Source organism: Streptomyces sp. 142MFCol3.1, from assembly GCF_000424945.1.
In the GTDB taxonomy this organism is placed as follows: domain Bacteria; phylum Actinomycetota; class Actinomycetes; order Streptomycetales; family Streptomycetaceae; genus Streptomyces; species Streptomyces siamensis.
Map to the genome: position 1 here is coordinate 103,946 of NZ_AUKV01000019.1, position 24,520 is coordinate 128,465.

The 24,520-nt window shown below is 71.2% G+C and carries 18 protein-coding genes; 7 read left to right on the forward strand and 11 right to left on the reverse strand.

Going from position 1 to position 24,520, the window contains the following annotated elements:
* Positions 1-234 precede the first annotated feature (234 nt).
* From H305_RS0126975 to H305_RS0126990, 4 genes are all read right to left on the reverse strand, one after another.
* Entirely contained in the window at positions 235-879 is a 645-nt protein-coding gene (locus H305_RS0126975; RefSeq protein WP_028803167.1) for a hypothetical protein, read from the reverse strand.
* 34 nt (positions 880-913) lie between these two features.
* Positions 914-1,735 carry an ABC transporter permease gene (locus tag H305_RS0126980; RefSeq protein ID WP_028803168.1) on the reverse strand — a complete coding sequence of 274 codons (822 nt, stop codon included), beginning with the start codon at positions 1,733-1,735 and terminating at the stop codon, positions 914-916.
* Positions 1,736-1,853: 118 nt separating this feature from the next.
* Entirely contained in the window at positions 1,854-2,825 is a 972-nt protein-coding gene (locus H305_RS0126985) for an ABC transporter ATP-binding protein (RefSeq protein ID WP_028803169.1), read from the reverse strand.
* Between the two features lie 126 nt (positions 2,826-2,951).
* Positions 2,952-4,169, reverse strand: coding sequence for an NYN domain-containing protein (locus tag H305_RS0126990; RefSeq protein ID WP_028803170.1), 1,218 nt, complete (start codon positions 4,167-4,169; stop codon positions 2,952-2,954).
* 231 nt (positions 4,170-4,400) lie between these two features.
* On the opposite strand from H305_RS0126990, the gene H305_RS0126995 reads away from it, so the two are divergent.
* Positions 4,401-4,580, forward strand: coding sequence for a hypothetical protein (locus H305_RS0126995; RefSeq protein WP_028803171.1), 180 nt, complete (start codon positions 4,401-4,403; stop codon positions 4,578-4,580).
* Between the two features lie 166 nt (positions 4,581-4,746).
* Here the strand turns inward: H305_RS0126995 and dnaE are convergent, their stop codons facing one another.
* The gene (dnaE, locus tag H305_RS0127000; protein WP_028803172.1) at positions 4,747-8,286 is read right to left on the reverse strand and encodes a DNA polymerase III subunit alpha; all 3,540 of its coding nucleotides are present in this window, start codon (positions 8,284-8,286) and stop codon (positions 4,747-4,749) included.
* Between the two features lie 262 nt (positions 8,287-8,548).
* On the opposite strand from dnaE, the gene H305_RS0127005 reads away from it, so the two are divergent.
* The 4 genes from H305_RS0127005 to H305_RS0127020 all read left to right on the forward strand — a co-directional run bounded on the left by H305_RS0127005 (position 8,549) and on the right by H305_RS0127020 (position 13,413).
* Positions 8,549-9,877 (forward strand): DUF2252 domain-containing protein, encoded by a 1,329-nt coding sequence (locus H305_RS0127005; protein WP_028803173.1) that lies wholly within the window; start codon positions 8,549-8,551, stop codon positions 9,875-9,877.
* An 88-nt stretch (positions 9,878-9,965) separates the two neighbouring features.
* Positions 9,966-10,652 (forward strand): hypothetical protein, encoded by a 687-nt coding sequence (locus tag H305_RS0127010; protein WP_028803174.1) that lies wholly within the window; start codon positions 9,966-9,968, stop codon positions 10,650-10,652.
* A 92-nt stretch (positions 10,653-10,744) separates the two neighbouring features.
* On the forward strand, positions 10,745-11,593 hold the full coding sequence (locus H305_RS0127015) for a thioredoxin domain-containing protein (protein WP_028803175.1): 849 nt from the start codon (positions 10,745-10,747) through the stop codon (positions 11,591-11,593).
* A 149-nt stretch (positions 11,594-11,742) separates the two neighbouring features.
* Positions 11,743-13,413, forward strand: coding sequence for an alkaline phosphatase D family protein (locus H305_RS0127020; RefSeq protein ID WP_028803176.1), 1,671 nt, complete (start codon positions 11,743-11,745; stop codon positions 13,411-13,413).
* A gap of 123 nt (positions 13,414-13,536) precedes the next feature.
* Here H305_RS0127020 and H305_RS0127025 read toward each other — a convergent pair whose 3' ends face one another.
* Complete coding sequence (locus H305_RS0127025; RefSeq protein WP_028803177.1) at positions 13,537-14,106, reverse strand: dienelactone hydrolase family protein; 570 nt, start codon at positions 14,104-14,106, stop codon at positions 13,537-13,539.
* A gap of 104 nt (positions 14,107-14,210) precedes the next feature.
* On the opposite strand from H305_RS0127025, the gene H305_RS0127030 reads away from it, so the two are divergent.
* Positions 14,211-15,335, forward strand: a complete 1,125-nt coding sequence (locus H305_RS0127030) for a mechanosensitive ion channel family protein (RefSeq protein ID WP_028803178.1) — start codon at positions 14,211-14,213, stop codon at positions 15,333-15,335.
* A gap of 334 nt (positions 15,336-15,669) precedes the next feature.
* Here H305_RS0127030 and H305_RS0127035 read toward each other — a convergent pair whose 3' ends face one another.
* The 5 genes from H305_RS0127035 to H305_RS0127055 all read right to left on the reverse strand — a co-directional run bounded on the left by H305_RS0127035 (position 15,670) and on the right by H305_RS0127055 (position 20,717).
* Positions 15,670-17,256, reverse strand: a complete 1,587-nt coding sequence (locus H305_RS0127035) for a Na+/H+ antiporter (protein WP_028803179.1) — start codon at positions 17,254-17,256, stop codon at positions 15,670-15,672.
* A gap of 77 nt (positions 17,257-17,333) precedes the next feature.
* Entirely contained in the window at positions 17,334-17,801 is a 468-nt protein-coding gene (locus H305_RS0127040) for a GNAT family N-acetyltransferase (RefSeq protein ID WP_028803180.1), read from the reverse strand.
* Positions 17,798-18,742: an RluA family pseudouridine synthase gene (locus H305_RS0127045; protein ID WP_028803181.1), complete on the reverse strand. Its 945-nt coding sequence runs from the start codon at positions 18,740-18,742 to the stop codon at positions 17,798-17,800. Before H305_RS0127045 ends, H305_RS0127040 begins: the two co-directional genes overlap by 4 nt.
* A gap of 152 nt (positions 18,743-18,894) precedes the next feature.
* Positions 18,895-19,596, reverse strand: coding sequence for a signal peptidase II (gene lspA, locus H305_RS0127050; protein WP_028803182.1), 702 nt, complete (start codon positions 19,594-19,596; stop codon positions 18,895-18,897).
* A 92-nt stretch (positions 19,597-19,688) separates the two neighbouring features.
* On the reverse strand, positions 19,689-20,717 hold the full coding sequence (locus tag H305_RS0127055; RefSeq protein ID WP_028803183.1) for a TraR/DksA family transcriptional regulator: 1,029 nt from the start codon (positions 20,715-20,717) through the stop codon (positions 19,689-19,691).
* A 583-nt stretch (positions 20,718-21,300) separates the two neighbouring features.
* On the opposite strand from H305_RS0127055, the gene ileS reads away from it, so the two are divergent.
* On the forward strand, positions 21,301-24,444 hold the full coding sequence (gene ileS / locus H305_RS0127060) for an isoleucine--tRNA ligase (protein ID WP_028803184.1): 3,144 nt from the start codon (positions 21,301-21,303) through the stop codon (positions 24,442-24,444).
* Positions 24,445-24,520 lie beyond the last annotated feature (76 nt).

Genomic DNA, 24,520 nt, shown 5'->3' on the forward strand with positions numbered 1-24,520 from the left:
CGCGCAAACGCAAGTGGCGCATCAAAAAGGGCCGCTCCAACCACGGCCGTCGTCCGGCGTGACCCACTCCCCCTGTGCCGGCCCGTCCGGCGGCTGAGGAAGGGCCGTACGGACCGGAACGGGGGCTCCGGAGGACGCCGCCCCCGGCGGACGACGAGCACGGACCCGGCGGGCGGGTGGGCCGCCCGCCGGGCACAGCCGGCGGCCGGCGCCTGCCAGGGCCTGTCCTGCGGCCTAGACGGCCGGAGGCGCGGAGGGCCCGCCGGTGTAGGGGCTCTGGTACGGATCGGGATCCCGCGGACCGAACAGCGCGGTGAGCCCGAGGTGGACGACGAGTGCCGCCACGGTCCAGGCCAGCAACGCCCCCTTGGCCCCCAGCTTCAGCGGCGCGGAGAACGTCACCCCCTTGCCCACGGCCTTGGCGTGCGCCACCACGTTCTGCGTGGGCCCGAGCCAGACCCCGAGCCGCCACGCGATCAGCGAACCGAGCAGCCCCCCGACGGCCAGTGCCACGACCAGGGGCACCCCGCCGCGCCGCCGCACCAGGAACACGACGAGCGCGCTCACCGCGCCGAACGCGAGCGCGAGCAGGGTGAACGTTCCGTCGACACCGATGGCCTGTTCGCCCTCGGTGTCCTTCAGATACACGGCGCTGTCGTCCGCGATCAGTGGCACATGCGGCGCGAGCCACCACCACAGCACCCCGAGGAGCAAGCCCGTGAGTGCCACGACCACGGTGATCACGGCGGCCTCGCGCACTTCGGTCTTCATCCCGGGGCCGTCCTGTTCGTACGCGACGCCACCGGCGGGGGGAACCTGCCAGGCGTCGTGCGGGGGCTGTCGGTGCGGCGGCGGGGGCGGAGTCAGCGGAGCGGTCACCCTGACATCGTGCCAGGCCCGGCCGACGGGCGCGTCACCGGACGGCGGCCCGGCGGTACGCCCAGGTGGCGAGGGCCAGCGACGCCACCCCGACACCCGCGCAGACGGCCAGGTCCACGAGGACCGCGGTCCAGTCGGGGTGCGCCCCGAAGGTGCGGGCGAAAGCCTCGACGCCGTACGTCGAGGGCAGCAGGTCACGGGCGTACTGCACGACCGTGGGCAGCCGGTCGGCCGGCAGCACGCCCAGCAGCAGCGCCGCGGACATCCCCAACTGCCCGAGCAGAGTGGCGAGTTCGGGACGCGGGGCGAGGAGTCCGAGCGCGGCCCCGAGCCCCGCGAGTGCGGCACCCGCGAGCGGGATGACCGCGGCGAGCACCCACAGGTGGGCCATCGGCAACCCGAAGAGCGCGCTGCCGAAGACCGCGGTGGCGATGGTCCCGGGCACGGTGAAGGACGCGTAGGCGCCCGCGGCGCCGAGCACGACGGCGGCGGGCGGCACGGGCAGCGTCGCGTAGTGGTCGAGCCCACCGCTCGCCCTGAGCTGCCCGAAGTACTGCGCGAGGAGGTTGAGCGCGACGAAGGCGACCACCAGGACCGACGACCCGGCGACCACGGCCCGCGCCTCGGCGCCGCCGTCCACCACTCCGCGCATCAGAATCATGATCCCGACGGACTGGAAGGTGGCCACGAACAGCAGCGGGATGCGCGCGACACGCGCCCGGGAGAGCTGCGCCCGGTACACGGCGGCCAGCGAGGGCCACAGCCGCGCGCGCGGCCCCAGCTCCGCGGCGGCACCGGGGTCCTCGGCCACGGGCAGCGCACTGCCCGGCAGCACTCCGGCGGGTACGACACTCACGTCGAGCTGCTTCCCTTCGCTTCGGCAGCCGTCCTGTCTCCAACGCCCACGGTCTCCCCGGGGTTCCGCGCACCCGAGGGCCCTCGAAGGGTACGTACGGGTCGTGCTTCCCGCGCACTCACGCCTTCACCAGCCCCTGCGTGTCGCCCCCGAGCGCCAGGTACACGTCCTCCAGGCTCGGGGTGGCCAGGGTGAAGTCGTCGAGTGCCGCGAACGCCGCGCCGCCGGTGACGGTCGCGACGGCCGCGCGGGCCTCCTCGGGGGCCAGGCGCAGGGTCCAGCGGCGGCCCGACTCGACGGCACGGGTACGCAGCGCGGCGACCTCGGGCACCTCGATCGGGGCGCGCTCACGCCACACGAGTTCGACCCGCACCTCGCCGGCCACCCGCTCCTTGAGCCCGGCCGGGGTGTCGCAGGCGATGACGCGGCCCCGGTCGAGCACGGCGACCCGGTCGAGGACGGTCTCGGCCTCGATGACGTTGTGGGTGACCAGCAGCACGGTCGTACCGCGCTCGGCGCGGCGCCGGTCCACGGCCGCCCAGACGGCGCGGCGGGCCACCGGGTCCATACCGGTGGTCGGCTCGTCGAGGACCAGCAGCGGGCGCTCCCCGACGAGTGCCGCGGCGAAGCAGGCGAGCCGCCGCTGCCCGCCGGAGAGCTTCTTCAGGGGACGGGAGGCCAGCGGGGTGAGGCCCAGCTCGTCGAGTACCGCGTCACGCTCCGAGCGCGCCCGCCGCAGGTCGAGTCCGCGCAGCCGCCCGGTCGTCTCGGCCGCCAGCGACACCGTCAGCTCGTCCAGCGCGGTGGACTCCTGGCCGAGGTAGGCGAGGATGCGGGCCGCCCGGTCGGGGTGGCGCACGATGTCGTGCCCGAGGATCTCGACGCTGCCGCTGTCGGGGCGCATGAGCCCGGTCAGCTGCCGTACGAGGGTCGACTTCCCGGCACCGTTGGGTCCGAGCAGTCCGAAGATCTCGGCGCGGCGGATGTCCAGGCGTACGCCGTCGGTGGCGCGCACCTCGGGCGTCGGCGGGGTGCCGCGGTGTCCGCGCAGCGGCGGATAGGTCTTGGTCAGCCCGCGCACCGCGCACACGACGTCGCCCTCGTGTCCGTCCGGGACCGTCTGTGCCGTGCGCGTACTCACGAAGGACGAGGGTACGGGGTCCGATGCCCCGTTATGCGTCCGGGGCCATGGCTCAGGCCCCGCGCGGGCCGCGGCTCACTCCCCGGCGGGGGCGTGCTCCGCGGCCGTCCGCACGTCGATCTCGCGCCAGAAGCCGGCCCGGATCGCGTACCGGTCGTGCTCGTCGATCTGGTCGTCCTTGTGCGCGAGCAGGCCGAACCGGGCCGCGTAGCGCAGCAGCTCGCCGTCCACGCGGTGCGGGATGCGCGGGTACATCGTGGACAGCTTCTGCAGATGATTCTGGTCGGTGAGGCGCGCCATCCAGCGCCGCGCGAAGACCTGTCCGACCTCGTACGGGTCGCCGCCGACCGTGGTGATGTCCTCCTCGCGGTCGGCCCAGCGCTGCTCGGCGGTGGTGAGCTGGGCGAGGGTGGGCAGCGCGGCGGCCTCCGCCGGCTCCCCCGGGGCCCCGGGCCGGTCGATCCACCCCTTGTCCGAGGACCAGCGCAGCGTGGCGCTCGCCGGGTGCTGGGCGGGCTGGGTGCCGGGCCCGCGCAGCGCGGCGAGGTCCTTCGGCGTGGGGACGCCCTTGGGGGTGGGGACACGCTCCTCGGTGCCGTTGCGCGGCTCGGCCGCCGTCTGGTGCTCGGTCTCCGGGGCGGGCCGTTCGGCGGCCGCCGCGAGTGCCGTGTCGGGCAGCGGGGCGGACAGGATCGCGGCGATCTCGGGGCGCGGCGCGGGCGGCGGCGCGCAGATCCCGCCGAGTTCCTTGGCCCGTACGGCCTTGGTGATCCAGGCCCGGTCGAGGACGCGGCGCTCGTCGGCCTCGGCCACCAGGTCCTCGGACTGGTTGTAGTCGCCGTCGGCGGCCTGCACGGCCCACAGGTGCACGGCGACCCCGTGCTCCTTGGCGGCCATCATGCCCGGGAGCAGATCGCCGTCGCCGGTCACCAGGACCACGTCGGAGCAGGCGCGGTTGCGCGCCAGCTCGGTCAGCTCGGCGTGCATGGCCGCGTCGACGCCCTTCTGCGCCCACCGTCCGTCGCTGCGGGTCAGTGCGCCCAGCCGGACGGTCACCCGCGGCATCACGCGCAGCCTGCGGTGTTCCGGCTGCGGTACGCGGTCGGGGGCGCCGTCGAACCAGTAGATGCGCAGCAGGGGCCGCTCCGTGTCGGACTCGGCGCGCTCGCGCAGGCCCTGGATAAGGGCGGCGTGGTCGACGGTGATCCGGGATCGCGACGGCTCACCGGCCAGGAGACTGGCAGCAGCCCCGAGCAGATAACCGGCGTCCACCAGGACGATGCAGCGGTCCACGCGGTCCACCCTCTTTCCGGTCTCCGGGAGGTTTGCTTCGGGCTTCCTTCGAGTCTGCCCGACCGCGCGGAGGTTAACGGCCGGAACTCGATCTTCGGCGTGGCGTATCGGAGGATCACCCCTCGACAGGGCTTATTACGCACGGTAATTATCTGAAATGCGTCTCTTGTCAGCCTATGTGAATCTGGTCGCGGCCCTGGCCCCTAGATCCCCCACAGGAGGCAGATCACCATGGCCAAGAACAAGAACCGCAAGCAGGGCAGCCAGCAGATCCGCGCCTCGCAGGCCGAGCAGGCCCACGAGCAGGCGCAGCGGTCCTCGGCAGAAGCTCAGCAGTCGTCGATGTCGCACGCCCAGGGCAGCCCCACGGATGTTGCGCGTAAGCAGCAGAAGCGCTTCGGCCACAACTGAGGCCGCGCGTTCGGGCCGTTGAAGCCCGGCACACACTGAGGGGCGCATCCCACTGGGATGCGCCCCCTTTGTCGCTCGGCCCGGTGCGTGCCGTCGCCCGGCGGTGCCCCTCCGGGGGCACCGAGCCCGTGGCCGCCGGCTCACCCGCCCCGTGCGGGCCGGGTGATCAGCCCGCCAGGCAGGACGGGCCGAGCAGCACCTTGAGGTCGCCGAAGAGCGCCGGGTCCGGCTTGACACGGTGCCGGTCGAGCCGCAGCACCGTCGTCTTGCGCGGGCCCTGGAGCCTGATGCGCACCTCGCTCTCGCCCTTGTGGTGGCTGAGGATCTCGCCGAGGCGGCTGACCATGGGCGGGGTGACCTTGACCGCGGGGATGGTGAGGATCACGGGGGCGTTGGTGCCCGCGTTCGACAGGTCGGGGACCTGGAGCTCCATCGCCACCAGGCGCGGCACGTCCTCCCGCTTGTCGAGGCGGCCCTTGACGAAGACGACCGCGTCCTCGACGAGTTGGGTCGACACCAGCTGGTAGGTGGCCGGGAAGAACATGCATTCCATGGAACCCGCGAGGTCCTCGACCGTCGCGATCGCCCAGGCGTTGCCCTGCTTGGTCATCTTGCGCTGGAGGCCCGAGATGATGCCGCCGATCGTCACCACGGCGCCGTCCGCGTGCTCGCCGCCGGTGAGCTGGGAGATGCCCGCGTCCGCCTTGTCGGACAGGACGTGCTCCAGGCCGAAGAGCGGGTGGTCGGAGACGTACAGGCCGAGCATCTCCCGCTCCTGGGCGAGCAGATAGGCCTTGTCCCACTCGTCGGTCGTGAACTCGACGTCGAGGCCGAAGCCCGGCTCGTCCGCGCTGTCGTCGCCCATCCCGCCGAACAGGTCGAACTGGCCCTCGGCCTCCTTGCGCTTGACCGCGACCACGTTGTCGATCATCGGCTCGAACTGCGCGGTGAGGCCCTTGCGGGTGTGCCCCATGGTGTCGAACGCGCCCGCCTTGATGAGCGACTCCGTGGTGCGCTTGTTGCAGACGACCGCCTCGACCTTGTCGAGGTAGTCGGGGAAGGAGGAGTACTTCCCCTTCGCCTTGCGTCCGCGGATGATCGCCTCCACCACGTTCGTGCCGACGTTGCGGACGGCGGAGAGGCCGAAGAGGATCACGTCGTCGCCCTGGGCGGCGAAGTTCGCCTGGGACTCGTTGACGTTCGGCGGGAGGACCTTGATGCCCATGCGCCGGCACTCGTTCAGGTAGACGGCCGACTTGTCCTTGTCGTCCTTGACCGAGGTGAGCAGGCCGGCCATGTACTCCGCCGGGTAGTTCGCCTTCAGATAGGCGGTCCAGTACGAGACCAGGCCGTACGCGGCCGAGTGGGCCTTGTTGAAGGCGTATCCGGCGAAGGGGACCAGCACGTCCCACAGGGCCTGGATCGCCTCGTCGCTGTAGCCGTTCTTCTGGGCGCCGGCCTGGAAGATGGTGAAGTTCTTCGCCAGTTCGTCGGGCTTCTTCTTGCCCATCACGCGGCGCAGGATGTCGGCCTCGCCGAGCGAGTACCCGGCGATGATCTGGGCGGCCTTCTGCACCTGCTCCTGGTAGACGATCAGGCCGTAGGTGACCGCCAGGACCTCTTCGAGGGGCTCTTCGAGCTCCTTGTGGATCGGGGTGATCTCCTGGAGCTTGTTCTTGCGCAGCGCGTAGTTCGTGTGCGAGTCCATGCCCATCGGGCCGGGACGGTAGAGCGCCGAGACGGCGGAGATGTCTTCGAAGTTGTCGGGCTTCATCAGGCGCAGCAGCGAGCGCATGGGGCCGCCGTCGAACTGGAAGACACCGAGGGTCTCGCCGCGCTGGAGCAGTTCGAAGGTCTTCGGATCGTCGAGCGGGAGGGCCAGCAGGTCGAGGTCGACGCCCTTGTTGGACTTCACCATCTTGACGGCGTCGTCCATGATCGTCAGGTTGCGCAGGCCGAGGAAGTCCATCTTCAGCAGGCCGAGCGACTCGCACTGCGGGTAGTCCCACTGCGTGATCGTCACGCCGTCCGTGTGCCGCACCCAGACCGGGGCGTGGTCGACGATGGGCTCGCTGGACATGATGACGCCGGCGGCGTGCACGCCCATCTGCCGGACCAGGCCTTCGACACCCTTGGCGGTGTCGATGACCTTCTTCACATCCGGCTCGTTCTCGTACATCGCCCGGATCTCGCCGGCCTCGCTGTAGCGCGGGTGCGAGGGGTCGGTGATGCCGCTGAGGTCGATGCCCTTGCCGAGGACGTCGGCGGGCATCGCCTTGGTGAGGCGGTCGCCCATCGCGTACGGGTAGCCCAGCACGCGTGCGGAGTCCTTGATCGCGTTCTTGGCCTTGATCTTGCCGTAGGTGCCGATCATGGCGACCTTGTCGGCGCCGTACTTCTCCGTCACATACCTGATCACTTCGACGCGCCGACGCTCGTCGAAGTCGATGTCGACGTCGGGCATGGAGACACGCTCGGGGTTGAGGAACCGCTCGAAGATCAGACCGTGCGGGATCGGGTCGAGGTCGGTGATGCCCATGGCGTACGCGACGATCGAACCGGCCGCCGAACCACGGCCCGGGCCGACCGCGATGCCCTGCTTCTTGGCCCACATGATGAAGTCGGCGACCACGAGGAAGTAGCCGGGGAACCCCATCTGGATGATGACGTCCATCTCGTACTCGACCTGCTTCTGGCGGTCCTCGGGGATACCGCCCGGGAAGCGGCGCTCCATGCCGAGGCGGACCTCCTCCTTGAACCAGGTGACCTCGGTGAATCCCTCGGGGATGTCGAACTTCGGCATGAGGTTCTTCGCCTCGAACATGCCGGTGGTGTCGATCTGCTCGGCCACCAGGAGGGTGTTGGCACAGCCCTCCTGCCAGGCGTCCGAGGAGTCGACCGCGTACATCTCGTCCGTGGACTTGAGGTAGTAGCCGGTGCCGTCGAAGCGGAAGCGGTCCGGGTCGGAGAGGTTCTTGCCGGTCTGGATGCACAGCAGGGCGTCGTGCGCGGTCGCCTCGTGCGCGTACGTGTAGTGCGAGTCGTTCGTCACCAGGGGCGGGATGCCGAGCTTCTTGCCGATCTCCAGGAGGCCGTCGCGGACCCGGCGCTCGATCTCGATGCCGTGGTCCATCAGCTCCAGGAAGTACCGGTCCTTGCCGAAGATGTCCTGGTACTCGGCGGCCGACTTCAGTGCCTCGTCGAACTGGCCGAGGCGCAGCCGCGTCTGCAGCTCACCGGAGGGGCAGCCGGTGGAGGCGATGAGCCCCTCGGACCACTGGGAGATCGTCTCCTTGTCCATGCGCGGCCACTTCTGGAGCCAGCCCTCGGCGTACGCGTCGGAGGAGAGGCGGAAGAGGTTGTGCAGGCCCGTCTTGTTCGACGCCCAGATCGTCTTGTGCGTGTAACCACCCGAACCGGACACGTCGTCGCGCTTCTGGTGCGGCTGGCCCCACTGGATCTTGCGCTTGTTGCGCCGGGACTCGGGGGCGACGTACGCCTCGATGCCGATGATCGGTGTGACGCCCGCCTTCTTGGCCGAGTGGAAGAAGTCGTACGCCCCGTGGAGGTTGCCGTGGTCGCTCATGGCGATGTGCGTCATGCCCATCTCATTGCAGGCATTGAACATGTCCTTGAGCCGCGCGGCACCGTCCAGCAGCGAGTACTGGGTGTGGACGTGCAGGTGCGTGAACGGCGGCTTCGACACGGCTTCGGCCTCCAAGGAGAACAATCGTCGACAGGCTGCGGACAGTCTGGGGGGTCAGCGTCGAAGTCTATGCCGGGCCACTGACACTCCGCGGAGGATCACACGTACCTTCATGCGGGGTACCCGTATGCCGCGGCACTGTCGCCGCCGGATCCGGGCACTCCCGTGGTCCGCCGTCCGTTGGGACGGCTGGACCCCTTGTCCACGGGGACGGTGCGCCGGCCCCATGTCACGCATCACCTGCACCAGGAGGCACCCAGCGATGTCGGTCCCGCAGCTCAGCGACGAGCAACGCGGCGAGCAGATCCTCGCCGTCTTCGACACCGCCTTCGGCGAGCTCCTGGCCGCCGACCCGGCCGCGTTCCGCGTGAAGTTCCGCAAGATGGCGGCCTCCGCCTTCGCGTTCTACCGGGGCACGGCGTGCCTCTTCTACCACGACCTCGACGCCGACAAGCGCGGCGGCCCGTACCTGGACGACCGCACCGCGCGCGTGTGGATCCACGGCGACCTGCACGCCGAGAACTTCGGCACGTACATGGACGCCCAGGGCCGTCTGATCTTCAACGTGAACGACTTCGACGAGGCCTACGTCGGTCCCTTCACCTGGGACCTCAAGCGCTTCGCGGCCTCCGTGGCCCTCGTCGGCTATGCCAAGGCGCTCAGCGACGAGCAGATCACCGAGCTGGTCACGGTGTACGCGGCGGCCTACCGTGAGCGCATCCACGCCCTCGCGACCGGCGCCAAGAGCGACGAGGTGCCGCCCTTCACGCTGGACACCGCGGAGGGCCCGCTCCTGGACGCGCTGCGCGACGCCCGCTCGCTGACCCGCTTCGGACTGCTCGACTCCATGACCGAGATCCGCGACTTCGAGCGCCGCTTCGCGCCGGGCGGCGGTTCCATCGAGCTGGACGCGGCCACCCGCTACAAGGTGCTCGCAGCCTTCGACGGCTACCTGGAGACGCTGCCGGAGTCCTCGCTGGCCCGCCCGGACTCGTACCGCGTGAAGGACGTCGTCGGGCGCCGCGGGATCGGCATCGGCTCGGCCGGCCTGCCGTCGTACAACATCCTCCTCGAGGGCAACAGCGACGCCCTGGAGAACGATGTCGTGATCTACATCAAGCAGGCCCAGACCCCCGCCGTCTCCCGCCACATCACGGACTCCTCGATCCGCGAGTACTTCCAGCACGAGGGCCACCGCACGGTGATCTCCCAGCGGGCGCTCCAGGCGCACGCCGACCCGTGGCTGGGCTGGACCGAGCTGGACGGCGCGGGCCAGCTGGTCGCCGAGGTCTCCCCGTACGCCGTGGACCTCGACTGGGGCGACATCGACGACCCCGAGGAGATCGCCGCGGTCGTCGCGGACCTCGGCCGGGCCACGGCCACGATGCACGCGGCGGCGGACGACGAGAGCGGCCACTCGGAGCTGGTCCCGTTCTCCACGGAGCGGGCCATCGACGCCGCGATCGCGGCCGACGAGGACGGCTTCGCCGCTCTCCTGGTGGACTTCGCCCACAGCTACGGCGCACGGGCGCGTGCCGACCACCAGATCTTCGTGGACCTCTTCCGCAACGGCCGCATCCCGGGGCTGTAGGTCTGCGGCCCGCTCCCACGGCGCTCCCGTGATTCATGGGAATCCTTTAGGGGACTCTTACGGGAGCACGTGGGAGACTCTCTGCGCTATGGACTTGTCCGGGACCCCAGTCAGAGCCGTGCGCGCGGTGCTGTTCACGGCTGTCGTCGTGACCCTCTCCACCGCGTCGCACGTCCTGCTGTCCCGGGCTCCGCTGCCGCTCGCCACCGTCGCCGCGATCGCCACCGCCGTCTTCGTCATCGCGTTCGCGCTGGCCGGCCGCGAGCGCGGCTTCGGGCGGATCGCCGCCCTGCTGATCCCGCTGGAGCTGGCCGCCGACACCGTGTTCACCACGGGCCAGCACGTCTGTTACGGCAGGGCGGGCGGTCCGGTCGCCGGACCGCTGCGCTCGGTCGGCCTCGACGTGCTGTGCGGCGGCGGCAGCGTCGGCGCCCCGCTGGCCCGGGTGACCGGCGACCACGGCGACCGGGCGGCGGCGCTGCTCGCACACACCGACCCGACCGCCGCCTGGCTGCTGCTCGGCGCGCACGTCACCGTCGGGCTGATCGCCGCCGCCTGGCTGCGCCGCGGCGAGCGGGCCCTCGCCCAGTTGCTGCGCGCGGTGGGCGCCTCGACCTTCCGGCCGCTGCTGATCGCGGTCGCCGCGGTGACCGTGCGGCTCGCTCCGGCGCGCCTGCTGCCGCGCACCGCGCACCGCGCGGCCTTCACCCGCACGCGTCTGTTCGTGCACTCCCTGGGACGACGAGGACCGCCCCGCTCACTCGTTCTCGTCTGAGCGACCGCTCCCGGGCCAGGCCCCGGAGCACAAGCAGTCCCCTTTACGTATCCGCGTACGACATGTGCGCGTCCTCCTTGGAGATCACCACTATGAGCAAGCGGAACAGCCAGGCGGCGAAGTCGGCGGCCCGTGAGAAGCTGCGCCTCGAACGCGAGCGTCAGGCCAAGCGCGAGAAGATCAGGCGGCAGGCCGTCGTCGCCGGCTCCCTCGTCGCCGTCCTCGCGATCGCCGGCGGTGTCGGCTACGCGGTCGTGCAGAACAACAAGCCCACCTACTGGGAGACCGCCAGTGACGACAAGGTGGTGGCTCCGGCCAACACCACGGGCACGAACGGCACGACGGTCGTCCTCGGCAAGAGCACCGCGAAGAAGACACTGAAGCTGTACGAGGACCCGCGCTGCCCGATCTGCGCGCAGTTCGAGCAGACCGTGGGCTCGACGCTGAAGTCGGACCTGGACGCCGGCAAGTTCAAGATGCAGTTCATCGGCGGCACGTTCCTGGACGGCGACTCCGACAAGAGCGGCAAGATCCAGATCGGCTCCCGCGGCGAAGGCTCCAAGAACGCCATGAGCGCCCTGGGCGCCGCGCTGAACGTCAGCCCCGAGGCCTTCCTGGAGTACAAGACCGCGCTGTACCAGGCGAAGTTCCACCCCGAGGAGACGGACGACAAGTTCAAGAGCGACGACTACCTGATCAAGGTGGCGGACACGGTCGGCGCGCTCAAGAACAACACGGCGTTCCAGAAGGCCGTCAAGGACGGCACCTACGACTCCTGGGCGCTCGCGATGTCGCAGACCTTCAACACCAACAAGGACGGCGTCGACGGCACGCCGAGCCTGGTGATGGACGGCAAGAAGCTCACCGGCTCCGACGGCAAGAACGCGCCGATGACGACCGCCGAGTTCACCACGGCGATCGACGCGGCACTCAAGGCCTGAGTCACCGGCTCCGGTGCCCGCGCCAAGGCCGGGACCGCGGCCACCGGCCGCCCCTCACGGGTGCGTTGAACGACCGGCTCTCGAAGAGCGGGCGAACTTTTGCCAGTTCGCCCGCTCTTGGCTTGTACCGATCGGTAACCTGATCGCTCGTGACCAGTCGCTTCAGATCATCCGACTCCTCGGGCGCCCTCGACTCCCGCGCCCCGCGCCGCCGCACGGTCGTCAAGGCCGCTGCCGCCACCGCCGTCCTCGCCGCCCCGCTGGCGGCCGCCCTGCCCGCCCGGGCCGCCGTCGAGGCGCCCGCCTTCCTGCACGGCGTCGCCTCCGGCGACCCGCTGCCCGACGGCATCCTGCTGTGGACCCGCGTGACGCCCACCCCGGAGGCGATACCCGGTTCCGGGCTCGGCCCGGACACCGAGGTCAGCTGGACCGTCGCCAAGGACAAGGCGTTCGGCACGATCGTCGCCAAGGGCACGACCACCGCGACGACTGCCTCGGACCACACGGTCAAGGCGGACATCCGCGGTCTGGAACCCGCCACCGACTACTGGTTCCGCTTCTCCGCCGGCGGCACCGACTCCCCCGCCGCCCGCACCCGTACCGCGCCCGCCGCCGACGCCTCTGTGGCCGGGCTGCGCTTCGGCGTGGTGTCCTGCGCCAACTGGGAGGCGGGCTACTTCTCCCCGTACCGCCACCTGGCCGCCCGCGGCGACCTGGACGCCTGGCTGCACCTCGGCGACTACATCTACGAGTACAAGTCGGGCGAGTACGCGGCGCGCGGCAAGGTCGTCCGGCCGCACGCCCCCGCGAACGAGATCCTCACCCTCGCCGACTACCGCACCCGGCACGGCCGTTACAAGACGGACCCGGACCTCCAGGCCCTGCACCACAAGGCGCCGGTCGTCGCGATCTGGGACGACCACGAGTTCGCCGACAACGCCTGGTCGGGCGGCGCCGTGAACCACACCGAGGGCGCCGAGGGCACCTGGCCGGCCCGTCAGGCCGCCGCGAAGCAGGCCTACTTCGAGTGGATGCCGGTGCGCCCCGCCGTCGAGGGCACCACCTACCGCCGGCTGCGCTTCGGCAAGCTCGCCGACCTCTCACTGCTGGACCTGCGTTCCTTCCGCTCGCAGCAGGCCTCCACGGCCAGCGGCTCGGTGGACGACCCGGACCGTACGCTCACCGGCCGGGCCCAGCTCGACTGGCTGAAGTCGGGGCTGAAGGCCTCGGACACCACCTGGCGCCTGGTCGGCAACTCGGTGATGATCTCGCCGTTCGCGGTGGGGTCGCTCCCCGCCGATCTGCTCAAGCCGCTCGCCAAGCTGCTCGGGCTGCCGCAGGAGGGCATCGCCCTCAACACCGACCAGTGGGACGGATACACGGACGACCGCCGCGAACTGCTCGCGCACCTGCGTTCCCAGGCGATCCGCAACACCGTCTTCCTCACCGGCGACATCCACATGGCCTGGGCCAACGACGTGCCGGTCGACGCGGGTACGTACCCGCTGTCCGCCTCCGCCGCCACCGAGTTCGTGGTCACCTCGGTCTCCTCGGACAACCTCGACGACATCGTCAAGGTCCCGGAAGGCACCGTCTCTGCAGTGGCGTCGCCGCTCATCCGCGCGGCCAACCGGCACGTGCACTGGGTCGACACCGACCGCCACGGCTTCGGCGTCCTGGACATCACGAGTGCCCGCGCGCAGATGGACTACTACGTGCTCTCCGACCGCACGGACCCGAACGCGACCGCGTCCTGGGTCCGTTCGTACCGCACGCGCAGCGGTACGCAGAAGGTGGAGCGGACGTACGACCCGGTGTGACGCCGTGACGACGGCGCCGTCCGGAGAGCTCCGCGGGCCGACGGAGCTCTCCGGGCCGACGGAGTTCTCCGCGCTGCCCCGGGAACTCCCCGGGAGGCCGCCGGACCAGCTCCCGGCGCCGCTCTACAGGCTGTCGAGGAAGCCGAGCGCCACCTTCCAGGTGGCCTCGGCCGCCTCGGCGTCGTAGTCCGGCAGGTCCGGGTCGGTGTACAGATGGCCGGCGCCGGCGTACCGGTAGACCTCGACGTCGGCGCCGGCTCGGCGCATCTGCAGGTACCAGGCGCTCAGCCAGTCGTCCGTCTCGAACTGGTCCGGCTCGGCGACGTGCAGCTGGACCGGCAGCTCGTCCACCGAGGCGCTCTCCGCGATGTCCGAAGTGCCGTGCAGGAGCAGCAGTCCCCGGGCCTTCTCGTCACCCAGGGCGAGGGTCTGCGCGATCGACGCGCCGAGGGAGAAGCCCCCGTACACCAGGCCTCGCTCGGAGTAGGGCGCGGCGGCGAGCACGGCGCGCTTGAGGAGCTCGTCCTTGCCGATCTCCTCGTTGAAGGCCATTCCCTCCTCCACGGTGTCGAAGGTGCGGCCCTCGAAGAGGTCGGGCGTCCACACCTCGTGCCCCGCGGCACGCAGCCGGTCCGCCGCGGCGCGCACCGCCGGCCGCAGCCCGTAGGTGGAGTGAAAGAGCATGACGTTCATGGGCTCCATGGTGCCAGCCTGGACCGACGACGCCGCGCGGGCCCGGGTACGAACGGCTTCGGGCTCCAGGTTTGGACCGCGGTGGGCCGGTTACGGTCGGGGGCATGGAGAACGTACTGCGCCCGGTGATCGTCGTCGGCGGCTCGGTCGTGCTCACGCTGCTCGTCGGGTGGGCCGTGGACCGGCTGCTGCGACGCGCGGACGGCCGGCATCACGAGACCCCGCTGTGGGGGCTGCTCCGTCGCGGCCGTGTCCCCTTCCAACTCGTCCTGTGCACCGCCATGCTCAGAGGGTCCTACGCGGAGGCCATGCTGCTGGAGGAACACTCCGTCGGCATCGGCCGGATCCTGACACTGACCCTCATCGGCTCCACGGCCTGGCTGGTCGTGCGCATCGCCGCCGCCGTCGTGGAGACCTCGTACACCCGATACGCGACCGCGCACCGCGACCCCGCCCGGGTCCGCCGGGTGCGCACCCAGGTGACGCTGATCCAGCGGGTGGTCTCCGCGATCGTCGGCGTGGTCGCGGTCGCCGCGATGCTGCTCACCTTCCCCGCGATGCGGGCGGCCGGCGCCTCGCTGCTCGCCTCGGCCGGCGTCCTCGGCATCGTCGCCGGTGTCGCCGCACAGTCCACGCTCTCGAATCTCTTCGCCGGGCTGCAGATCGCCTTCGGCGACATGGTGCGCCTCGGCGACACGGTCGTGGTGGACGGCGAGTGGGGCACCGTCGACGAGATCACCCTGACCTTTCTGACGGTGCGGACCTGGGACGAGCGCCGGATCACGATGCCCGTCTCGTACTTCACCTCGAAGCCGTTCGAGAACTGGTCGCGCGGCAGCGCCCAGATGACCGGCATCGTCTTCTTCCACGTCGACCACTCGGCGCCGGTGGAGGCCATGCGCGAGAAGCTGCGCGACATCCTGCGCGAGTGCCCGGCCTGGGACGGACGCGACTACGGTCTCGCCGTCACGGACTCCACCCCCAACACCATGCAGGTGCGCGCCCTGGTCACGGCCAAGGACGCGGACGACATATGGACGGTGCGGGTCACGGTCCGCGAGCGGATGATCCGCTGGCTGACCGAGGACCACCCCTACGCGCTCCCCCGCGTCAACACGGCGGACGCGGCGCCGTCTCCCGGCAGGACGCTGCGGGGCCCGCGCCGCGCCCAGGACGGTGCCGCGACCCGCCCCTTCGAACCCCCACGCACAGGCACAGGCCGCGGCTAGACCTGCCCCGAGGCCTCATGGCCCCGCCACATCGCCGAGGCAGCCGACGCCCCGCCGCATCGCCGCATCGCCGCATCGCCGCATCGCCGCATCGCCGCATCGCCGCATCGCCGCATCGCCGCATCGCCGAGGCACTGTCCCGACACGTCACCGAGGCCGTAGACGGCGCGCGCACCCACGGGAGAGTCCAGCCGCCCGGCGGAGGGTGACGGGTGGTGCGCGGGCGGGAGACGAACCCGGCCGCGGGCCGGGCAGGTCCCGCGGCCGGAGCGCACCCCGCAGGCCGAGGAGAAGCACACACCCCCGTGAAGCCCCCCGCAGCCCCGGGGGACCGTCACCGCAGGCTGCGCACGTCCAGATGCCGAAGCACGCGGTCGACGACCTCGGGATCCGCCCCGGGCTCACTGCGCGCGGCCAGCACCTCGTGCCGCGCCGCACTCAGCATCTCCGCCTGGATCCGCCGCATCCGCTTCAACCGCCGTGCCCGCTGCTCGTACCCCTCGCGGCGCTCCTCGTCCCCCATGTCGGGGCTGATCCGCACCCCGATGTCGTGGGCCCGCCGCAGCAGCTGCTCGGAGACTTCCTCGGGCAGCTCCTCCACGTCCTCGATCTCCCGCAGCCGCGTCTTCGCGGCCTTCGCGGCACGGATCGCAAGCTCCTTCTCGAAGGCCTTCTCGACGTCCTCGTCGGCCCGCACCCCGAGCTTCCTCACCAGCCACGGCAGGGTGAGCCCCTGGAGCACGAGCGTCGCCATGATCACCCCGAAGGCGATGAACACGATCTCGTCGCGGTCGGGAAAGGGCGACCCGTCGTCCATCTCCAGCGGGATCGCCAGCGCCAGGGCCACGGAGGCGACGCCCCGCATTCCGGCCCACCACATCACGACGGTCTCCCGCCACGACGTCGGGATCTCCTCGTCGTAGTCACGCTTGGCGTGCAGTCGCTTGGTCAGCCAGGTCGCGGGCAGCAGCCAGACCAGCCGTACGAGCACGACGACGGCGACGGTCGTGGCGGACCAGCCGAGCATCTCGCCCCAGCGTCCCGCCGCCGTCCTGATGGCATTGTGCAGTTCGAGCCCGATGAGCCCGAACGCGACGCCCGTCACGAGCGTGTCCACCACGTCCCAGACGGTCGATCCGGTCAGCCGGGTCATGACGTCGTCGGCGTCGAGCGCGTACTCGGCCAGGAACAGCGCGGTGGTGAGCACCGCCAGCACCCCGGAACCGTGGAGCTCCTCGGCCAGGACGTACGACACGTACGGCACGAGCAGCGTCAGGCCGATCTGCAGGGTGGCGTCGCCGAGCAGGGACATCAGCTTGTTCGCGGCCCACCCCAGCGCCACTCCGACGGCGACCGCGACGACCGCGGACAGCACGAGGTCGAGTCCCGCCGCCCAGGGTGAGAAGGTGCCGCTCACCGCGGCCGCGATGGCGACGTGGTAGAGCACGATGGCCGTCACGTCGTTGAAGAGGCCCTCCCCCTCCAGGATCGACACCAGGCGGCGCGGCAGCCCGAGCTGGCCCGCCACGGCGGTCGCCGCGACCGGGTCGGGCGGCGCCACCAGCGCGCCGAGCGCCACCGCGGCGGCGAGCGGCAGCCCCGGCACGATCGCGTGGGCGACGGCGGCCACGGCCAGGGTGGTCACGAACACCAGCGCGACGGCGAGCAGGAAGATCGGGCGCTTGTTGGCGGCGAACTGTCGCCACGAGGTGCGCCGCACCGCCGCGTAGAGCAGGGGCGGCAACAGCGCGGGCAGGATCAGGTCCGGTGGGATGTCCACGTTGGGGACGAAGTCCGGAAGGGCCAGCGCGATCCCGAGGAGGGTCATCAGCACCGGCGCGGGCAGCCCCAACCGGTCGCCCACCGGGACGCTCACCACGGCCCCGAGCAGCATGACGAACAGCAGGGCCAACTGATCCACGGTCAGCGCTCCGGCAGCTCTAGGAGATCAAGGACAAGCAGACCCCAAGCCTGCCACGCCCTCGGGACGATCCCCTGCTACAGGACCTTGCGCATCGCCCGGTGCGCGATGCCGGCGTCCGGGAACTCCGCCCCGTACGCCACGTACCCCAGCCGTTCGTAGAACCCCAGGGCGTGGGTCTGCGCGTGCAGGTCTACCGCGGCCAGTCCACGCACGCGTGCGGCGTCCTCGATGGTGACCACGAGCGCGGCACCGACGCCGAGGCCACGTGCCTCGCGGGTCACGGCGAGCCGCCCCAGCGAGCCGACGGTGAGGTCGCCGCCGGTCTTCGCGGCCGCCGCCTCGCCGTACAGCAGCCGACCGGTGCCGAGCGCCGTGCCGTCCGCGCGGACGGCCACCACGTGCAGCGCCGTGGCGTCGTAGGCGTCGTACTCGATGTCCTCGGGTACGCCCTGCTCGCCGACGAAGACCTCCTTGCGCACCGCGAAGCAGGCCTCGCGGTCGGCGGGGTCCTCGGCGACCCGCACCACGTACTCGGTGCTCACGCGTAGCTCTCCTCGCGGACCTTGTCGAGCGCGTTCTGGAGGTCGTCGGGGTAGTCGCTGGCGAACTCCACCCACTGGCCGTCCCCGGGGTGCTCGAAGCCGAGCCGCACCGCGTGCAGCCACTGCCGGGTGAGGCCGAGCCGCTTGGCGAGCGTCGGGTCCGCACCGTAGGTCAGGTCGCCGACGCACGGGTGGCGGTGGGCTGCCATGTGGACGCGGATCTGGTGGGTGCGCCCCGTCTCCAGCTTGACGTCGAGCAGCGAGGCCGCGCGGAACGCCTCGACCAGGTCGTAGTGCGTGACCGAGGGCTTGCCCTCGGCCGTGACCGCCCACTTGTAGTCGTGGTTCGGGTGGCGTCCGATGGGGGCGTCGATGGTGCCGCTGGTCGGGTCCGGGTGGCCCTGGACGAGTGTGTGGTAGCGCTTGTCGACCGTGCGCTCCTTGAACTGGCGCTTCAGCGACGTGTACGCGTACTCCGACTTGGCGACCACCATCAGGCCCGAGGTGCCCACGTCGAGGCGGTGCACGATGCCCTGCCGCTCCGAGGCGCCGGAGGTCGAGATGCGGTACCCGGCGGCCGCGAGACCGCCGATCACGGTCGGGCCCGACCAGCCGGGGCTGGGGTGCGCGGCCACGCCGACCGGCTTGACGATCACGACCACGTCGTCGTCGTCGTGCACGATCTCCATGCCCTCGACCGGCTCGGCCACGATCTGCACGGGCGCCGGCGCCTGCGGCATCTCGACCTCGAGCCAGGCGCCGCCGCGCACGCGCTCGGACTTGCCGACCACGGAGCCGTCCACCGCGACCTTCCCCGCGGCGGCCAGCTCGGCGGCCTTCGTACGGGAGAAGCCGAACATGCGGGAGATGGCGGCGTCGACGCGCTCGCCCTCCAGGCCGTCGGGTACGGGCAGGGTACGGATCTCGGGAAGCGTGCTCACCCGTCGAGTATGCCGGAAGGCTCGGACACCCCCTGACCACAGGCCGAACATCAGTGCCCTTGCGGGGTGCCCCGGCGCCGGGGGAAGGCCGCCGCCCGGGGCCCGGCCCGCCCGCCTTCGGAGCGTCCGGACGATGGGGAGAGCGCCGCGCGTCAGTCCTTGTGGACCGTGCCGTCCGGGTCGAGTCCGCGGAAGGACAGCAGCACGATCAGGATGCCGCCGCACACGATCGCCGAGTCGGCGAGGTTGAAGACCGCGAAGTGCTTGGGGGCGATGAAGTCCACGACCGCGCCCTCGAAGACCCCCGGCGAGCGGAAGATCCGGTCGGTCAGGTTGCCGAGCGCGCCGCCGAGCAGCAGGCCCAGCGCGATCGCCCAGGGCAGGCTGTAGAGCTTGCGCGCGAGCCGGGCGATGACCACGATCACGGCCGCGGCGATCACCGTGAAGATCACCGTGAACGCCTCGCCGAAGCCGAAGGCCGCGCCCGCGTTGCGGATCGCCTCGAACTTCAGCCAGTCCCCGATGATCTCGATCGAGTCGTGGTGCTCCAGCTTCGCGACGACGATCATCTTGCTGACGAGGTCGAGGGCGTACGCGAGCACGGCGACCGTGAAGAGCACGGCGATCCGGCGCCTGCCGCTGGGCCGCCCGTCCGCGGACGGTGCCCCGTCCGCGCCGGCGTCCGAGGCGTTGGGGGAGGGCCGCCCGGCATCCTGGGCGGACCGCTCGGCCGGCACCTGCTCGCCGGAACCGGACCGGTCGCCCGACGCCGCCTTCTCGTCGGACTGCTCCGGCTCGGCCCCCGCCGCCCCTGGGATGTCCGGCGTACCGATGATGCGCTCCGCCTCTGCCACGTGAGTGAGTCCCTCGACCTAGGTTCCTGACTGAGGACGAGAGTACGGCACGCCCTGCGCGACCCACGTGCTCAGGAGCACTCCCACGCGGTTCAGTACCGGCGTTCCTGCTTCTGCTTGCACTCGACGCACAGGGTGGCCCGCGGGAAGGCCTGCATCCGGGCCTTGCCGATCGGACTGCCGCAGCTCTCGCAGAGCCCGTACGTCCCCGTCTCCAGGCGCTCCAGGGCCCGCTCGGTCTGCTCCAGCATCTCGCGTGCGTTGGCCGCGAGGGCCATCTCGTGCTCGCGGGTGATGTTCTTCGTGCCCGTGTCCGCCTGGTCGTCCCCGGCGCCGTCGCCGGAGTCGCGCATCAGTCCCGCGAGCGCCTCCTCGGACGACGAGATCTCGGTGCTCAGCCGCAGCGCCTCCGACTGGAGCTCCGCGCGGGCCTCCTCGACCTCCTCGGAGGTCCAGGGGTCCTCACCGGGGCGCACCGCGAGCTCGTCGGGCTCCACCGCGCCGACCCGCGCCTTGGGGACGGCCGTGGGATTCTTCGCCGCCGTGGCCGTGCCAGGAGTCTTCTTCGCAACCACTGTCGTGGCTCCCGTCGTCTTCGCGGCATGGGCCGCGCCCTCGGCCGCGGAAGCGACCGCCTTCTTCGCCGTGCGTGTGCTCTTCTTCGCCGTACCGCTGCTCTTCCTGGCCGTGGCGCCCTTCGCACGGGTCTTCTTCGCGGCGCCGCCCTCCGCCGCGGCGCCGGCCTCCGGCTCCTCCGGGGCCTTCGCCGACGCCACGGAAGTCTCCTTTGCCGCCTTCCCGGCTCCCGGCTCCCGGGCGTCCGCCTTCTTCGCGGCCGCCTTTCCGCCGGTCACCGCCTTCTTGGCCGCCTTCTTCCCGGACGCCGCCTTCTTGCCGTCCGCCTTCTTGGTGGCCACCTTCTTGCCGTCCGCCTTCCCGGGAGCGGTCCCGCCGACCGCGGGCTTCGATCCGGGCCGCGCCCCGGAGACCGTCTCCACGGGCCGGGCCTCGTGGGACACGGGTGCCCCCGTGGCGCTCTTCTTCCCACCCACGTCCTTGGCCGCCAGAACCGTGGACCTGCCGGACGCCGACTGCTGTACGGCGGTCTTCTTCGCCACCATGGCCGCGGCCCCTTCACATACTGTGATCTTGCTCGCGAATCGTGCTGGGACGATAAATCGACTTCCGGCCCGCGGCAACGGGGCACGCCATCGATTCGTCCGCCCCGCGGGTCCCGCGCGGCAAGCCTGCCTGCGTTGTGCCCAGCTCCCCGGCGGGTAATCCGCCGGGCCCCGCGTCCCAGGATCCGGACGGTCCCGCCTCGCCATTCGGGTCACCGCGCGGGCCGCCCGGACACCCCGTAAACCGGTCGGCCGCTGTCCCCGCGGCGCCGTACACTGGGCGGAGCGAGAAGCGTGGATGGGGACGAGTAGCGGCGTACGCGGCCAGGAGCGACCCGGGGACGGTGGAAGCCCGGGGGTCAGCGCGACGTGAAGATCACCCCGGAGCCGCCGGAAGAACACCCCCGCAGGGGCCAGTAGACCCGGTATCGCGACCCCAATGAGGGGGCTCACTGGTGCGAACGGCGCTCCGGGGAGCCAAGGAGGGTGGTACCGCGGGAGCGCGCCGCACACGGCGTCCGTAGCAGAACAGGCTCTCGTCCCTCCGACGGAAGGCAGAACGTCCGCCGGAGGAAGCTCGCCGATGAAACCGACGCAGTACCGCCAGGTGCCCGCCCAGGTCGACCTGCCCGCCCTCGAGCACGCCGTGCTCGACTTCTGGCGCGAGCAGAAGATCTTCGCCAAGAGCCTTGAGCAGTCCGAGGGCCGCCCCGAGTGGGTGTTCTACGAGGGCCCGCCCACCGCCAACGGCATGCCTGGCGCCCACCACATCGAGGCGCGCGTCTTCAAGGACGTCTTCCCCCGCTTCCGCACCATGCGCGGCTACCACGTGGCCCGCAAGGCCGGCTGGGACTGCCACGGCCTGCCGGTGGAGCTGGCGGTCGAGAAGGAGCTCGGCTTCAGCGGCAAGAAGGACATCGAGGCGTACGGCATCGCCGAGTTCAACGCCAGGTGCCGCGAGTCCGTGCTGCGCCACACCGACGCCTTCTCCGACCTGACGACCCGCATGGGGTACTGGGTCGACCTGGACGACGCCTACGTCACGATGGACCCCGAGTACATCGAGTCGGTCTGGTGGTCGCTCAAGGAGATCTTCAACAAGGGGCTGCTGGTCCAGGACCACCGCGTCGCCCCCTGGTGCCCGCGCTGCGGCACCGGCCTGTCGGACCACGAGCTGGCGCAGGGCTACGAGACGGTCGTCGACCCGTCCGTGTACGTCCGTTTCCCGCTCACCTCCGGTCCGCTGGCCGGCCGGGCCGCGCTCCTGGTGTGGACGACGACCCCCTGGACGCTCGTCTCCAACACCGCCGTCGCCGCGCATCCCGACGTCACCTATGTCGTCGCCACGAACGGCGAGGAGCAGCTCGTCGTCGCCGAACCGCTGGTCGAGAAGGCCCTCGGCGAGGGCTGGCGGACCACCGGCGAGTCCTTCACGGGCACCGAGATGGAGCGCTGGAACTACCAACGACCGTTCGAACTGGTGGAGTTCCCGGCTCCGGCGCACTTCGTGGTGAACGCCGAATACGTGACCACCGAGGACGGCACGGGTCTGGTCCACCAGTCCCCCGCCTTCGGCGAGGACGACCTCAAGGTGTGCCGCGCCTACGGCCTGCCCGTGGTCAACCCGGTGCGCCCCGACGGCACCTTCGAGGAAGACGTCCCGATGGTCGGCGGCGTCTTCTTCAAGAAGGCCGACGAGAAGCTCACCGAGGACCTCGGCGCCCGCGGCCTGCTGTTCAAGCACATCCCGTACGAGCACAGCTACCCGCACTGCTGGCGCTGCCACACCGCGCTGCTCTACTACGCGCAGCCGTCCTGGTACATCCGCACCACGGCGGTCAAGGACCGTCTCCTCGAGGAGAACGAGAAGACCAACTGGTTCCCGGAGTCGGTCAAGCACGGCCGCTTCGGCGACTGGCTGAACAACAACATCGACTGGGCGCTGTCCCGCAGCCGCTACTGGGGCACCCCGCTCCCGCTGTGGCGCTGCGAGGAGGGCCACCTCACCTGTGTCGGCTCCCGCGCGGAGCTCACCGAGCTGACGGGCACCGACCAGTCCGCCCTGGACCCGCACCGGCCGTACATCGACGCGGTCACCTTCGCCTGCCCGCAGGACGGCTGCGGCAGCACGGCGACCCGCGTCCCCGAGGTCATCGACGCCTGGTACGACTCGGGTTCGATGCCGTTCGCGCAGTGGGGCTACCCGTACAAGAACAAGGAGCTGTTCGAGAGCCGCTACCCGGCGCAGTTCATCTCCGAGGCCATCGACCAGACCCGCGGCTGGTTCTACACGCTGATGGCCGTCGGCACCCTCGTCTTCGACAAGTCGTCGTACGAGAACGTCGTCTGCCTGGGCCACATCCTGGCCGAGGACGGCCGCAAGATGTCCAAGCACCTGGGCAACATCCTCCAGCCGATCCCGCTGATGGACCAGCACGGCGCGGACGCGGTGCGCTGGTTCATGGCGGCCGGCGGCTCCCCGTGGGCGGCCCGTCGCGTGGGCCACGGCACCATCCAGGAGGTCGTCCGCAAGACGCTCCTCACGTACTGGAACACCGTCGCCTTCCAGGCCCTGTACGCCCGCACCTCCGACTGGGCGCCCAGTGAGGCCGATCCGGCCCCGGCGGAGCGCCCGGTGCTCGACCGCTGGCTGCTCTCCGAACTCCACGCGCTCACCGACCAGGTGACGCAGGCGCTGGAGGCGTACGACACGCAGCGCGCCGGAAAGCTGCTCTCGGCGTTCGTCGACGACCTGTCCAACTGGTACGTGCGCCGCTCGCGCCGCCGCTTCTGGCAGGGCGACAAGGCCGCGCTGCGCACGCTGCACGAGGTCGTCGAGACGGTCACGCGGCTGATGGCCCCGCTGACCCCGTTCATCACCGAGCGGGTCTGGCAGGACCTGGTCGTCCCGGTCACGCCGGGCGCCCCCGAGTCCGTCCACCTGTCCTCCTGGCCGGAGGCGGACCTGTCCGCGATCGACCCCGAGATGTCGCGGCAGATGGTGCTCGTACGCCGTCTCGTGGAGCTCGGCCGCGCCACGCGCGCGGAGTCGGGCGTCAAGACCCGCCAGCCGCTGTCCCGGGCCCTGGTCGCCGCGTCGGGCTTCGATGTCCTCGACCCCGAGCTGCACGCCCAGATCACCGAGGAGTTGAACGTGAGCTCGCTCGCCTCGCTCTCCGAGGTCGGCGGGTCACTCGTGGACACCACCGCCAAGGCGAACTTCCGGGCGCTCGGCAAGCGCTTCGGCAAGGGCGTCCAGGCCGTGGCGAAGGCCATCGCCGGGACGGACGCGGCGGCGCTCTCCCTCGCCCTGCGTGAGGGCACGGCGTCGGTCGAGGTCGACGGGGAGACGGTGACGCTGGCCCCGGACGAGGTCATCATCACGGAGACCCCCCGTGAGGGCTGGTCGGTGGCGTCCGACTCCGGTGCCACGGTCGCGCTCGATCTGGAGATCACCGAGGAGCTGCGGCAGGCGGGCCTGGCCCGTGACGCGATCCGGCTGATCCAGGAGGCCCGCAAGAACAGCGGACTCGACGTGGCCGACCGGATCGCGCTGCGGTGGGTGTCCACGGACCCGGCCGTCATCGCGGCGCTCTCCGAGCACTCCGGGCTCATCGCGGACGAGGTCCTCGCCACGGACTTCGCCCAGGGCGAGGCCGACGACGCCTACGGTGCCCCGTTCACGGACGAGTCCCTGTCCCTGACCTTCCGCCTCCGCAAGGCGTAACCCGCCCCGGACCCCCGGCCCCGGCGCCCCGGCCCCCGCTTCCCCAGCGGCGGACCGGGGATGCCGGGGCCCTTTT